A 13,918-nucleotide genomic window follows, 5' to 3' on the forward strand; every position below is an offset into this window, starting at 1 on the left:
GTCGTTGGTCGGTGCGACAGCGAACAGAGGGCGGTTGACGCGGGCAAACGCGGTCAGCTCGAGGCTGAGAAAGTTTTCCAGAAGGTCGGGATTTTGATCGAAGTGGGGGTTCTGACCAGATGCTCCCTAGGATGGCTTGAGATCGCCCGGAATTCTCATCAGGATTCGCCCGGCGTTGCCCAACTGACGCCATAGCAGATCCCAGTTCTCCTCGTTCTTTCGGGCACGCAGGCAGCGCAGCAGCCGAACCCGGTTGGCCGCATCCTGTTGTCTGAGGATCGCCGCATTGAGAGCATCATCGACATTGTAGGTCTTGCCTTCAGCCAGGCAGACGGGGATCACCCGGGTAACATCCACATCAAGATCCTCGGCCACCGCAGCCAGCGCCGAGACAATCTGGCCGGACTTGGTGTCGGCCGGTGGGGCGAGTACATAAGGCGGGTTCCATTCGCGCACCGGGCGCAACCTGTCGATGTGCGTCATCACCACCAGCAGCGGTGGTGAGCGCCGCTTCGGGTCGTCCAGCATGGCGCGCAACTGGTCCAGGCGCTGGCGCTCCTCTTGGCGATCGGGGCGATGGGCAGCGGTCACCCACAGAATCAGGTCGGCGTCGAGGGCCGTCTTCTTCAGCATCCGGCTACCGAACAGCGCGCCGTCAAACCCCGGTGTATCAAAGATCAACCCCTGGGTCTGGTCGTTGCGCTCGAGCCGATAGCCGACGATATCGGTGGTGGTATCGGGCAGCAGGTCGACAGCGGCGGTCACTTCACCGAACAGCGCGTTGATCAGGCTGGATTTACCGGCATTGGCGCGGCCCAGCAGCAGAACACGCAACGGTTCATGCTCGTCCTCCTGACTCACGCCGTGTTCCTTCAGGCGCGTATCCGGTGCGTCCAGCGGGGTTTGATCTTCCAGTCGGGCCAGGCCACCGTAGAGGTCAATGGCATGGTAGCCAAGCTTGCGAATGTATTCGCGAAGCAACCAGGTCTGAACACGTTCGGAGCCATGGTCGAGCAGCTGGCTGCCAACCGCGCGGCGCAACTCGGCCACCGCGGCTGACTGCGGTGCGAATATGACCCTCGCGGTGCGGTACCAGCTTTCATGTCGCTTGAGCAACGCACGCAGGCTATTGGCCCGGGCTATGGTACCCAGGGTCAGGCGGTGGCTGAACGGGATATTGCTGACGACCTCGTCGCGCAGTTCCCGGGCAGCACGCTCGATGATGGTCAGGGTATGCGGAAGCGTCATTTCCAGCAGGGGCTGGGACCTGTGCGGATGAAAATGACCGGCCACCGTGATCAAGACATGGCGCGCCAGGCGTACGAGGGTTGTGCCCTCGTTGAGCGGCCATTCGGCCACCGTAGCTTCTGAGGCCAACCGTTCGATCTCGACCCAGCAGTCATCCGCTTCAGCAGTCCAGTGAGCACCGGCCCGGGTTGTTGATTGCGGCAGGGCGCGTTGCTCGCGCACCACGGCGACCCGGTTGATCGCCAGGCCCATGCCGGAAGCCAGCGCAGCCGCCAGTAGCCACCAGAGCAAGAACCCCGATTGCCACATCCAGAACGTGGCGAAAACCGGCAGTACGACCAGCGGCAACACTGTGATGCCCACAGCAATGACCCGCAGCCAGCCGAATTCCTTGACCAGGTCTTTCATGACGGCGGGACTTCCCGCTGCCGCTGACGAAGCAGTTGCCGGCCCTTGTGCAGGCCGTCGCGATAGGCCTTCCGCAAGGCAGTGGCGTCGATGGCGCGGCCTTCTTGCTTGCGCCCCAGGTAGGCGCAGGCTGCCTTGCCCAGGGCAAATGTGATGGCACCGCTGGCACTAGCGCCCAACACCGCTCCGGCGGTCTGGCCCCAGACAGGGATCAGCTTGACCAGACTTCGCCCGGCAAGGCGTGCACCGTAGGCGGCTGCAAATCCGGAACCCAGCAAGCCCAGGAATTCGGCACTGCTGCGGGCCGACCAGCGCTGCCCGTAAAGACCGGCCAGGCGGCGCAGCAGTCCGGCCTGCAACGCCGGCACCAGCGCCAGGTCAACGACCGGCAGGGCGCCGACGGTGCCGGCAGCCAGGCTGAACCCGACAATGTGGGGATGGGCGGTGCGGCTGTAGAGGTCACTAATCTCGGAATCGGCGCGCAAGCGTGCTTCCAGGCCGAGTGATGCGGCTTCCTCGATCGCCTCCCACAATGCGTCGAGCCCGTAGTCGGTTGGATCGAAGCCATCGTCCGGCAGGGTGAAATCGATCGGGACCCACAACAAAGGCCCCTTGCCCGGAAGGTCGGCGAAGAACTCACGCTGGGCGAGCAGCAGACGACTCAAGTCTTCCGACACGGCCGCCTGCCAATCATCATCCCGGAACGGATAGGGCAGGACATGGCCGGATTGTTCATCGTCATAGCCATGGTGCAGGCAGGTCTGGGCAATGACGACGGGCCAGTCCGGGTTGCGCTTTCGGACTTTTCTCAAGACCTCGCGCACGGGCTTCGGCCGCGATTCGGCGGCCCGAACCACGACGATCAGCAAATGGGACTGCTCCTCGCACAGGGCGATATCCTCGGAAGGATCATAGCCCACTTCACCCAGACCGCGGGTATCGAGAAACCGAACGACCGGTACTTCCTCCGGAAAGTCGTAGATGCTGGCCGTACGGGTACAGGGCCGAAAACCGTCGCCGATTTCCGCGCGCGAACTGCCAGTCAGGGCACGAACAATCGACGTCTTTCCGGACTGGGCCAGGCCCAGCAACCAGAGGACCGGCGCCGGCTCGCGTTCGGCAGCCTTGTTCAGCGCGCGCGCCAGTTGCCCGGCATCGACATTCGGCGCGCTCAGTGCCCGGTGTAACCGATGTCGAAGCCCGGTCCAGAACCCGCGATCGTTGCTCATGTTCCATTTGCCGGAAGGTCTGATGCTCATCGTAGCGCATACGCCTACGAAACCGGAACGCGGACCAAGCCAGCGGTATGGCGTTATCCAGTGATGCTCACAACCTTTTACGTTTTCGTGCCCGGGCGCGCTGCGCTAGTCCTGAGTGCCTTCATCAGCATTCTGTGGCAATTCGACGTGGTTCCAGGGCAGGGCGACATTCATCTTGCCAATGCCAAGGAAGTCGCCAACGCCGTCCATCATGGCTACGACACTCCCGATCCGGTAAATGACCGCCTCGGTCGGCTCATCGGGCCGACGGCTTTCGATGCTATTGGCCAGACCTCTTTCATTTTCGGCGGGCCCGTAGAGCTGCTGGATACCGCGCAAATCACCGGGCTGCAGATCATCGAAGTCCTCGGAGTAGCGAAACCCCATCACCTGACCGGATCGCCCGGGATGGTCGAGGCCGAGGGTGTGACCGATCTCGTGAATCAGCGTATAGCGGATATCGTAGATATCCTCATTGCCATCAAAACCGACCTTCCACCCATGCTCAGGGTTCAGGCACACCAGTGCTTTCTCGATGGTGCGCACTCCCTCTTCCGTGCCGGGCGCGTAGGATACGTTGGCGAATGCCTGACCACGCGGCCGGCCCTGGGCACCGAGGATGATGTCCGCGTCGCGGACATCAGCGACCTCGTAAAATCTCAGACCGGCCGCGCGCTCCCATACCCGAAACGCAGCTTCGGCTTCGCGTGCCAGCGTTTGCCGGGAGAGATTCTCCCCAAGCAGTGTCTCAATCGGCGCCAGCTCACCGCAGTTGCGCGCGTCGTTGAATCGAAGTGTCTCCCCGGCAAAGGCGTAACTGACACGGGCGCCGACGCCCAGCCTGTGTTCTCCCCACTTTACTTTGTAGCCGTCGAGCTCGAGCAGACGATACTCACCTTCGCTGGCATGGGCGGATAGCGGTAATGCAAGTGACAGAAGGCCGGCCACTATCAGCGTCAGCATAGACAGGCCTGTACGGGTGATTGATCGCACTACGGTCTCCCTGAATAAACAAGTGACAGCACGAGGATCGGCACTGGAGAAGCGGGCTTGCCTGGTGCTCGTATCTCGACGGCCAGGAAATTCCGGGTCAATCAGTATCAATAGCTTGATTTCCCTGTTACGTACGTCCGCCCGCTCCAGACTCCCCCGCATGTTGTTAATGCGGTGAATGTGCTTATCCAAAGCGAGTGAAAATTATCCCATCCGCGTTGTTTGGAAACCATGTTTTGAGCATTGGATGAATGTCGAGTTGAGCGCGGCCTGTCACGCGGATTTCGGCCAACGGTGAGCTGATTCTCAATGTTCGGTAGTGGGCAGACCGAAATCCACCGGCGGGCGCTGCCCTGAGCGGTCCCTCCAGCGGGATGCTTTTGCCGGAGATTCGTTGGAGGAAGTGGATCCGATTGTGTTCGAAAACGCACAGACCAAACCTGCAAGACGCGGCCATGATCAGGCCTCACCCTGCAGCTTTCCGAGAGCACGGTCAGAGGCAAGGCCAATGGAACCGCTTATCTGGAGATCAGTTCATGAACAAGAATCAGGTTAAAGGTCGCGCGAAAGAGGCCAAGGGAAAGGCAAAGGAAGTTGCCGGCAAGGCAACTGGCGATAAAAGTACAGAGTACAAGGGCAAGGCCGAGAAGCATGGTGGCAAGGTCCAGGCCAAGTACGGAGATGAAAAGAACGAAGCCAGGAAAGAAAAAAGATAAATCAATGCAGGCTTCATCAAGGATAACCGGCTGCAAATAGCTGCGGTTCTGTGGGGCCATGTGTCAGGAAACAAACGGATCGAATGCAACCAATACTCGTAACCGGTACCGCCGGATTCATCGGCTCGCATGTCGCAATGAGGCTACTCAACGACGGCCATAGGGTAATCGGTTTTGATAACCTCAACGATTATTACGATGTCAATCTAAAGAAGGCGCGGTTGGCGCGCTTTGACAACCATTCCGCGTACACTCATATTACCGCCGACCTGTCTGATCGCAAGGCGGTTGAGGATTGCTTCGCTGTCCATCGGCCTGGCCGCGTTGTCCACCTGGCCGCACAGGCCGGTGTTCGCTACGCTGCGGAGAATCCGCATGTCTATATCAGCTCCAATGTCACTGGTACGCTTCATGTACTCGAGGGCTGTCGGCACTCCGGTGTAGAGCATCTTGTCTTTGCATCGACCAGCTCAGTCTACGGGGCGAACACAAGCATGCCGTTCAAGGAGGGGGACAGCACCGAACACCCGCTTACACTGTATGGCGCCACCAAGAAGGCAAATGAGATGATGGCGCACTCCTATGCCCATCTCTACGGGGTTCCCAGCACGGGGCTTCGTTTCTTTACCGTATACGGTCCCTGGGGGCGTCCGGACATGGCGCTTTTCCTGTTCACAAAAGCAATTCTGGCCGGTGAGGCGATCCAGGTCTTCAATCACGGGAAACATCGCCGAAGCTTCACCTATATCGACGATATCGTCGAAGGCATTGTTCGCATCCTGGATCGGCCTCCCAGGATTGATTCCAATTGGGATAGCCAGTTCCCCAGCCCGGCATCCAGCGGCATTGCTCCGTATCGGATCTATAACATCGGTAACCAGAACAGCGTTGAGCTGCTACGTTATATCGAAGTCCTGGAAGATTGTCTCGAAACAAAGGCCGAGATGAATATGCTGCCCATGCAGCCCGGCGATGTGCCCGACACCGAGTCAGATGTCACGAGTCTGGCGGACGCAGTCGGATATATTCCCAAGGTTGATGTAGAAGAGGGTGTGGCCAACTTTGTCGATTGGTATCGAAGGTATTACGGCTCAGTTCCTGAATTGGTGAAGATCCCACCTGCTGCCTCGACGCATGGTTAGCTCGGTGAGTTCTGATCAGCGCAGGAATGGTTTTAAATATAGCGAGCCAGAGCTACATCATGCTCCTTTCCTGGTACCTCGAGCAGGATCCGGTGAAGGATCGATACTGCTTCTCCACCTTCTACCGATCCTGGCACGGGAGCCCGAGCCGGCAGGACAGCGAGATCCTCTACGCCCTGGCGCGACCGGCCTCGACCGGCCCGGGACTGCGCGTACAGATGCACGCCGCCATCGGAGAATCGCTGTCGCAAGTCTATGTGACGCCCCTGATTTTCGCGCTCCTTGATCGATCAGACGTTCCGTGATGTAAAAAACCCGCACCAGGTGGTGCGGGCTGACATCGTGAAAAAAACTCTGGTTATCAGGGGGTCAGAAGTGTACGGTCACGCTATTGGAGCAGACGCTGCGGCCGGCCTCGCAGATTTCATATTGCAGGCTGCCGCCGCCTCTGAGGTCGGTCTTGTCAATGGTTGAACCCGAATCCGCGATTGTCGCTACACGGTTGCCTTCGCGGTAGAGGTCAACATTTGACGAGGTCGCGCCGGTCCAGGTGATTTCGGCAGTCCAGCGGCCTTTTACCCGGTAACCCGTGCCGTCAACGGATATCCCGGTATCGTCACTACCAGTATCGTCATCGCCAGTATCGTCATTGCTGGTGTCCTGGACGCTGACGGTCTGGCTTGTCGAACTGTTCTGGCCGATATCATCGGTTACGGTCAGCGTGACGGTGTAGCTGCCGTCGACACTATAGGTATGGTCGATCGCCGCACCGGAAGCGCTGTTACCGTCGCCCAGCTCCCAGGCGTAGCTGAGGGCCGAATCGCTACTGTCGCTGGCGAAACTGCACTGCAAGCTGCTGCAGTCGTAACTGAAGCCGGAAGCTGGAGGGTCGCTCGGCTCGCTGGGCTCATTGACCGTCGTATCATCCTCCACGGTGCCCCACTCTATGGCGCCGATATCCGGGCCATTGCCAACGTCACGTGCGAGGTTGTGGAAATCATCCCCAGGAGCCAGGTTGACGTCGGCATAGTCAATCACGAGACTGTCTGACAGTGGCTCGGCATCGAAGCTTGAAAGGCTGTTGTCAGCGATTCCCGGCGAGCCATAGCACAGGCTGCTGCCGGGGCAGTCGCCGTGGCGAACACCGTCGATATAATTACTCTCCCATACAAGCTCTTCGTCGCTGCCGGAGTAATAAAGGCAGCTCTGCTTGCTTGCATCCAGGAAGTATGGTTTGCCGATGATCAGGTTGTTGACCATGCGCAGTCGTGACGTGCTGGCCCCACTACCGCCACTGATCACACAATTGCCCTGACTGACGATTGTGTTGTTGATCAGATCGGTTTGTGATGAATTGCTCAACCCAACGTAGATCGAATCCCCCAGCGCTCGGCAGTGATCACCATCAAGCATGTTCGGGTGATTGACGAAATAAGAACAGTTGCCGACGACCACTGAATTTTCAATCAACGCTGTGCGTGATGTCTTGATCTGATTCCCTGCATTGCTATCAACCAGGGTTCGGCGAATGGAAACCTGTCCTTCGTCACTGAGATAAAGAAGGTCGATGCCATCCGAGGTGTTGTGATGGATGGTGCTGTCTTCAAACACCCAATGCCCGCCGGTGGTTCCGGTTCCGAGGCCATCGCCCCAACCACCGCCTTTCTGGCCCCAACAACCAAAGACCTCGCCACTGTCCCATCGCTCGAGACAGCCGTTCCAGCCGATGACCGATTCCTTGAATGTGATGGTCCCACTGTTGGACGTGTCGGAACCGATATTACCGTCCCAACCTGCCCAACCGTTGGCCCGGATCTCGACTCGTTCCAGCGTCCAGTCGGTGATGCGGCCGGCATGGACGCCACGATTGGACAGACCGTGAATATCCAGGTCACGCATGAAGACATTGCTTGAATCACGGCCCGAAACGCCTGTAGATGCCCAATCGCCGTAGGGTGCGGAATCACGGTTACAGGCGGCGACTTCCCCACCGCACTGCCCGCTGTTGCAGTGGGATTCGGCACAACTACCTCGGTCGGTGATGTCAAGACAGGCCAGCTCAACGTTCGAGCTGCCCTCGAGGTTCACGACCATCCATGCCCGCTCCGTACCCCACAGTTCCGGAGCCTGTTCACATCCGTCGGCGTGACCCTGCCCCAGGATTCGGGTGGGCTGGTCCGGCGAGGGGCCGCTGGGGATCGGTGGCATGACGCATTCCCATGGCCAGCTCTGACTACAGTTGTCCGCGCCGGGCGCGCCGTAGCCCATGCGGTAGTTCCCCGACCCTATGTCGAGTGTGTCGCCACCCTGGATTCTCGGCACGCCAAGCGGCGGCAAGGCCATGAATGGATGGTTCCATGCACAATCCTGGCTGGTGCCGCTGCCCGGGTAAGGCTTATCGGATAGGCCGGTGCACTGGCTGGTATCGCCGCCGTCGGAACGAACGTAGTAGTTAGCCGCAGAGGCTGCCGGAATTCCAACTACAAAAAGCAGGCACGCAAGTGCAAACCGGGTCCGAATGGACCGTGGACTGATTGGTGTCATTTTAAAAATTCCCTGACTGATAGCTCCGCCCGTTCCGGGCTGGCCCGCATATCCAACATGCGGGGAATACAGTTCACTAAAAGCGAGCGAAAAGTATCCCATCCACTTTGTTAAAAAATACAGCCGTATAGCGTTGGCTGTATGTTCAACCGGGAGCGCGCCTTCACAATCCCCTAAAACAACGGTGAGTTATCTCCCAATGTGCGCTAGGAGACCATTTGGAATCAGCTCCTCGAGCCCTCTGAGCATGGGCTCTTGCCACGCTGTCCCTAGTACCGTTAATGAATCGGTTTTATAGGTCTAAAGAACGTTCTACGAAGGCCCCGGGAGTTTCAAGATCAGCCAGGAATACTGATAGATGGAGAAAGCTATATTCGGCGGTCCCAGCCAGCATCCGCGTCGAGCTGCTCGAAGGCTTTCTGTTGAAAGATTATGCGCAGGAAAAGCGGGCAGGAGACCGGGATAGCCAGCAGCGTGAATCAACCAGGGAGGCAGGCTCGATTGCCCGATGCATTAAAGGTTTTGGCGATGTCGACTCAGAATCCCGCCTGGCAGTCGATTGATTGGGTGTGACTGTTTATCTGATCGTGTCTGGAAAAACGTCAGTTATTCGTTTCCCGGTCAGCGGACTCCCTGGCCCCCGCGCCTTGATCCGTGCCGGCCGGCACCTCGATCCTGCTCGCATCATGAGTGGATGTCATGCTTCGGGAGAGGCTGGCTTTTGCCTGACTCCATACCGCGACAAGAAATGCAGTGAGGGGGACGGCCAGTACCATGCCGGTAATGCCGCCGAAGGCCATTCCCCAGAAAAACACGGAGATCACGACCAGGGCAGGGTGCAGTCCCGAACGATTTTCCATGATCTTCGGTGTCAGTAGCCAGCTTTCGATGAGTTGCACAACGGCAAATACGAGCAGGCTTAAGGCGGCCAGCGGGAAGCCGCCGTATGTTTGCGTATAGGCCAATGGCAAGACGATAAGTAGTCCGATCAACGTCCCGAGGAATGGGACGATATTCAGAAGGCCCAGGAGAACACCGATCAGTATCCCGCCCTTCAATTCGATGATCGTAAAGCCGATGGCATACATGATGCCCATGATCAATGCAATAACAAGCTGTCCCTGAAAGAATCCCGTAACCTGGGCGACAAAGACGTCAATGAAGTACATCGCGTTCTTCTGTGCGCGGGTACTGAATACCGAAAGTACATTCGTGACCCGGGCATGAAGCTGTCCTCCGGACAACAGCGCAAAGAACAGTAAAAGAGGCACGAAACTCAAGCCCGCGACAACCCCTGCAAGCGATTGCAACGTCTTGCGGGTATTCTCGATTCCGGGCATTGCAGCCTTGAGGTCTCCGTCCTGAGCGCTCTCCATGACCACTCGTGTGAGGCCGGGGAATTGCTCGAGCATGTAGTCCCGCCCTCGTTCGAGGGTTGGGGGTACCATCTCTGCGAATAGAACCAGCTCACGGATCAGGGCCGGGAGGATTATGATGACGACCCCGGCGATTACAGCCATAAAGAGGACAACGACGACAAACACGGCAGCGAGCCGCGGTAACTGCATCCATCGCTCGAGATGGTCGACCACGGGATACAGAACAAGGGCCAAGATGCCCGCCACGGCTAAAGGCATGACCAGGCTGTAGAAGAATGAAAGGACCATGCTCAATGCCCAGATGATCCCGGCGATGAGGACGAACAGTGCAACGATTGCAGACAGCACGGCGGTCGCCCTGAAAAGACGGCGCTCCACTGAACCGAACAGGGATGTTCCGGGTTCTGCACTCACTAGGTCTGTTCCCGCAGACGTGTAATCCTGGATTTCACTGGCGATACCCACCGGTACTCAATGTGAATACTGTCCGCAATTGGCGTTCCCCAACTGTTCGTTGCCACACACAACGCAGACCGCGGTTCACTGCAAGGCGCCCTGGATGCCTTGTGTGAGAGGCGTCGGGACTCCGCCCGGGCGCGTTCCTCGTGATGACGCCGGGCGCTCTACCCTGTGTTCGCCACCGCACAGAGGCCGCCGATCGACACATGCGAGGCTGCCCAATCCTCTGGTGCCAGTGCCTTTACCCCGTCGGAAAAGTGAGCGATGACGATTGCCACCTGGTTCATATTTATCGGGCTGTTGCTGCTGCTGGTGGGCTTTACCTACCATAATCTGCGAAGCTTGCCGACGACGTCCGCAATTCTGTATTTACTCGCCGGATGCCTTGTCGGGCCCATGGGCTTGGGTCTGTTTCATTTCAATCCGTTGAAGGAATCAGCCTTACTCGAAGTTCTGACGGAGATTGCCGTGCTGGTATCGTTGTACTGCGCCGGCGTAAAAATGCCATCCCCGGTAACCCTGAGGCGCTGGCAGAGTCCCTTGCAACTGGCGATTGTGTCTATGGCGATTACCGTGGGGCTGGTAACGCTGTTTGGCCATTACTGGCTTGGCTTGCCGCTTGGGGCTGCCGTGTTGCTGGGGGCGGTGGTCGCTCCGACTGACCCGGTGCTGGCAACTGAAGTGCAGGTCCGGCATGCCGACGATTCCGATCACCTCCGTTTTGCACTGACTTGCGAAGCCGGAATAAACGACGGTAGCGCCTTTCCTTTCATCATGCTCGGGCTCGGCTTGCTTGGACTGCACGACCTTGGTGAGTCGGGGTCCCGCTGGCTCTTCATGGACGTGCTATGGGCCAGTGGTGCTGGTGTCGGTATCGGTATCCTGATGGGATACGCTGCAGGCTGGCTCGTGTACCGGTTGCGCACGAAATTTGTGGGAACCGTGTTTCTTGAAAGCTTTCTCGGCCTGGGGCTCATTGCGCTCGCTTATGGCATCTGTCTACTGGTGGGTGCGTGGGGGTTCCTGGGTGTGTTCAGTGCAGCAGTAGCCTTGCGACAGACCGAGCTGGGCTTGGCCAAGCGGGGCTCTCTAACCACTACGGTCCAAAAGCCGACTGGTGATCAAAAGGCTGAAACGAAGGCTCATGCGCATGTGAGTGACAGCTCCCTGATATTCAATGAACATCTGGAGCGACTCGCGGAGATCGTGCTTGTGCTCTTGATTGGTGGTTCGCTGTTCTGGGATTCGTGGAGCTGGCGGGCTGCCGGTTTCGCCGCGTTCCTGTTCCTGATTGCACGTCCCTTAAGCGTTCACCTGGGTCTGTTGGGGAGTAATTCATCCATGCGCGTGCGCAATCTTGCCGGTTGGTTCGGTGTGCGTGGTATTGGCTCCATGTACTACTTGATGTACGCCATTCAACATGGCCTGCCGGAAGAGATTGCGTTGGAACTGCTCCACCTGACCCTGGTGGCGGTTGCCTTGTCAATTCTCGTACACGGCGTCAGTGTGAAACCCGCTTTTGCTCTCTTCTGGCGGCCGGGGTCCTCCCCAAAGTAGGTTAGGGCTATCTTCTTTTCCTGTGGGCTGCCACCTTTTCTCGGGGCGGGGGTGTCGCAACGCACAGACGCGTAAAGGCAGTGTACTGACAATGTCTACTGCTTTCTGGCGGCAATCGATTCCGCTTTCGTTGAAAGTGCTGGGTGACACTGAGGTTGCCCGGGAGCCTCCTTGGAGTAACAACCATGAAATCGAACGCAAAAGAACGTGTAGCACATGAACGTGTAGCACATGAGAGAGTTGATGCCGTAGCCGCCGGTGCTCATGAGGCGGTCGATTGGGCAGCTGAAGCAACCAACAATGCAACAGACAGCCTGAGCGAAACAGGCCACGAAATCAAGGCAACGCAGGAAAAGTGGTTGGCTGTGGCACGCGAATACGTGCAGGAAAATCCGGCAACCTCTGTTGGTATCGCGGTCGCCGGCGGCTATCTCCTCAGTCGCATCTTGCGCAGGCGCTAGGGTAGGTTCCTGAATGCCGCGCGATTCCGGTGATCGATCGGATTACGACGCAACCTCCTCTTCCAGAAGGTCCGGGCACGAGTCCGGACTGCTGGAAGTGGTCAGGCTGCTCGATAGAGAAGTACGTGAGGTTGTATATGATCACCTATTCCTTGCCGCCCTGGAAGCACGACAAGCGGGGGAGAGCCTGGTCCGGATCATTGCCATGGGACTGATTACCGCTTGCCTGCTGTCAACCGCCTGGCTGGCGCTGGTCAGCGCCGTGGTCATTGTGCTGGTCCAGCACTCGCTGATGACGGCTACCAGTGCATTGATGCTGGTCTTCGCTGTCCATTGCCTGGTTGCCATGCTTCTCGTTGCAGCCATTCGAAAGCGCAGCAGGCACCTGATGTTTCCGGCCACAATCAGTCGGCTCGAACCAGCACCGTCTTCTGACCCGGATGGCGAGAGGTCCCCTTGACGGTGCAGCGGAACAGATCGCACGGGAACGACAGCCAATCCCTGGCTCGCCAGATCAGTCAGGTGGCAAACCGTCTCGATCGGCGAAAGAAAACCGCAAAGTCGCTTGGTTTGTTACTCGGGTCCCGGATTCGCTCCGGGCTTGCCTCGCCGGGTGGACTGTGGTTTGCCGGGTGCGCAGGATTTCTGGCCGCCGAATGGATTCATAGGCCGGAGAAGCAACCGCCACTGCAACTGCGTCCGGCCGGTGAGCAAGCGACCATGCCGCCGAGTAGCTCGCCAACTGCGGCCATGTCGAATTCGGAATTGCTACTCAGGATTGCGCTGGATCTGGGAACGTTCTGGGTAAAGGCAAATGCCGGGGGTACCCGTCCCGACGGAAGGCGCTGAAGCGGACTTCGCCGGTTTTTCCAACGATAACGCCCCTGGTGTGTGACAGCGTACAGATACTCGCCGACTAAAGAGTCATGCTCTACGTGAACTTCTCAACCGGTTGCTACCGGAAGGAATAATAATCATGCTATTTACTATTGCCGTTGTTCTCGCCGTACTCTGGCTCCTCGGATTCGTTTCCGGAACCACGATGGGCGGGTTGGTTCATATTCTGCTGGTGCTCGCAGTGATCGTGGTGTTGTTCCAGTTGATCAGCGGACGCCGGAGTGGGGTCGGGTAAGGTACCCCGCAATCATGGGCCCGGCCACGCGACCGGGCTTTTCCCCGATAGCTGTTCAGTTATCCGCCCGACTTATTCAGAGGTTCCTCAATCAGGCCCGGAATCTGATTTCGGGCCGGCAAGTTCGCTGGCCGGGTTTTCATTCCGGTGCATCGGGTCGTGATCCGCCGTCGAGTTGCTTCATCGAGCCGTGAATATCGCACGGCGGACGCAGCTTGTCTCGATCCAGCAAATCGATTGAGTGATCTGCATGGATCGAGGAATGGGCGTCATTGAGCGCCTGGCCAAGCAGGAGCACGGTCTCCAGAAGTTGTGCGTTCTTATGCAAGAGATCTTCGATTTGGGTGAGAGCTGTCTGAAGCTGAATCCGTGGATCCGCGCTTGCGAGACAGCTGAACCGCTCAGGCTGCGCTCGTGATTGCCATCGCGCCCTTGAAAACTGCGCGACCTGCTTCCCCACGATTCCCATGAGAATCTCGGGCTGGATTTGCCGCGTGGAGTGCTTGTGACCGTTCATCGTGTATGTAGTCATCCCTAAATCCTCAGCGATACCTGACTGTCGGACTCCACAAAATGATCGTTCCCGGGTTGCGTGTCTGTTCGAGACCGAACAATGGCTT

13 protein-coding genes are annotated in these 13,918 nt (G+C 58.2%); 7 read left to right on the top strand and 6 right to left on the bottom strand.

Features of this window, described 5'->3' with window-relative positions:
- Positions 1–126: 126 nt before the first annotated feature.
- The 3 genes from ACDC66_RS01535 to ACDC66_RS01545 form a co-directional block, all read right to left on the bottom strand.
- Complete coding sequence (locus tag ACDC66_RS01535; protein WP_376694908.1) at positions 127–1,656, bottom strand: GTPase family protein; 1,530 nt, start codon at positions 1,654–1,656, stop codon at positions 127–129.
- Entirely contained in the window at positions 1,653–2,885 is a 1,233-nt protein-coding gene (locus ACDC66_RS01540) for a YcjF family protein (RefSeq protein ID WP_376694909.1), read from the bottom strand. The genes ACDC66_RS01535 and ACDC66_RS01540 overlap by 4 nt, the downstream gene beginning before the upstream one ends.
- Positions 2,886–3,020: 135 nt before the next feature.
- Positions 3,021–3,878, bottom strand: a complete 858-nt coding sequence (locus ACDC66_RS01545; RefSeq protein WP_376694910.1) for a matrixin family metalloprotease — start codon at positions 3,876–3,878, stop codon at positions 3,021–3,023.
- A 566-nt stretch (positions 3,879–4,444) separates the two neighbouring features.
- On the opposite strand from ACDC66_RS01545, the gene ACDC66_RS01550 reads away from it, so the two are divergent.
- The 3 genes from ACDC66_RS01550 to ACDC66_RS01560 all read left to right on the top strand — a co-directional run bounded on the left by ACDC66_RS01550 (position 4,445) and on the right by ACDC66_RS01560 (position 6,071).
- Positions 4,445–4,624, top strand: a complete 180-nt coding sequence (locus ACDC66_RS01550; RefSeq protein WP_376694911.1) for a CsbD family protein — start codon at positions 4,445–4,447, stop codon at positions 4,622–4,624.
- Positions 4,625–4,707: 83 nt separating this feature from the next.
- Positions 4,708–5,766 (top strand): NAD-dependent epimerase, encoded by a 1,059-nt coding sequence (locus ACDC66_RS01555; protein ID WP_376694912.1) that lies wholly within the window; start codon positions 4,708–4,710, stop codon positions 5,764–5,766.
- Between the two features lie 59 nt (positions 5,767–5,825).
- Complete coding sequence (locus tag ACDC66_RS01560; RefSeq protein ID WP_376694913.1) at positions 5,826–6,071, top strand: hypothetical protein; 246 nt, start codon at positions 5,826–5,828, stop codon at positions 6,069–6,071.
- Positions 6,072–6,135: 64 nt separating this feature from the next.
- Here ACDC66_RS01560 and ACDC66_RS01565 read toward each other — a convergent pair whose 3' ends face one another.
- Both ACDC66_RS01565 and ACDC66_RS01570 read right to left on the bottom strand, forming a co-directional pair.
- Positions 6,136–8,310 (bottom strand): PKD domain-containing protein, encoded by a 2,175-nt coding sequence (locus ACDC66_RS01565; RefSeq protein WP_376694914.1) that lies wholly within the window; start codon positions 8,308–8,310, stop codon positions 6,136–6,138.
- A 602-nt stretch (positions 8,311–8,912) separates the two neighbouring features.
- The gene (locus tag ACDC66_RS01570) at positions 8,913–10,103 is read right to left on the bottom strand and encodes an AI-2E family transporter (protein WP_376694915.1); all 1,191 of its coding nucleotides are present in this window, start codon (positions 10,101–10,103) and stop codon (positions 8,913–8,915) included.
- A 309-nt stretch (positions 10,104–10,412) separates the two neighbouring features.
- Between ACDC66_RS01570 and ACDC66_RS01575 the strand changes: the two genes are divergently transcribed.
- The 4 genes from ACDC66_RS01575 (at position 10,413) to ACDC66_RS01590 (ending at position 13,298) form a co-directional block, all read left to right on the top strand.
- Positions 10,413–11,705, top strand: a complete 1,293-nt coding sequence (locus ACDC66_RS01575; RefSeq protein ID WP_376694916.1) for a cation:proton antiporter — start codon at positions 10,413–10,415, stop codon at positions 11,703–11,705.
- Positions 11,706–11,890: 185 nt separating this feature from the next.
- A complete protein-coding gene (locus ACDC66_RS01580; protein ID WP_376694917.1) occupies positions 11,891–12,166 on the top strand; it encodes an ElaB/YgaM/YqjD family protein in 276 nt (91 codons plus the stop codon).
- A 13-nt stretch (positions 12,167–12,179) separates the two neighbouring features.
- Positions 12,180–12,626: a phage holin family protein gene (locus ACDC66_RS01585; protein WP_376694918.1), complete on the top strand. Its 447-nt coding sequence runs from the start codon at positions 12,180–12,182 to the stop codon at positions 12,624–12,626.
- Positions 12,627–13,142: 516 nt separating this feature from the next.
- Positions 13,143–13,298: a lmo0937 family membrane protein gene (locus ACDC66_RS01590; protein WP_376694919.1), complete on the top strand. Its 156-nt coding sequence runs from the start codon at positions 13,143–13,145 to the stop codon at positions 13,296–13,298.
- Positions 13,299–13,437: 139 nt separating this feature from the next.
- Here the strand turns inward: ACDC66_RS01590 and ACDC66_RS01595 are convergent, their stop codons facing one another.
- The gene (locus ACDC66_RS01595; protein ID WP_376694920.1) at positions 13,438–13,830 is read right to left on the bottom strand and encodes a hypothetical protein; all 393 of its coding nucleotides are present in this window, start codon (positions 13,828–13,830) and stop codon (positions 13,438–13,440) included.
- Positions 13,831–13,918: the final 88 nt, after the last annotated feature.

It is taken from the genome of Wenzhouxiangella psychrophila (assembly GCF_042310375.1).
In the GTDB taxonomy this organism is placed as follows: Bacteria; Pseudomonadota; Gammaproteobacteria; order Xanthomonadales; family Wenzhouxiangellaceae; genus Wenzhouxiangella.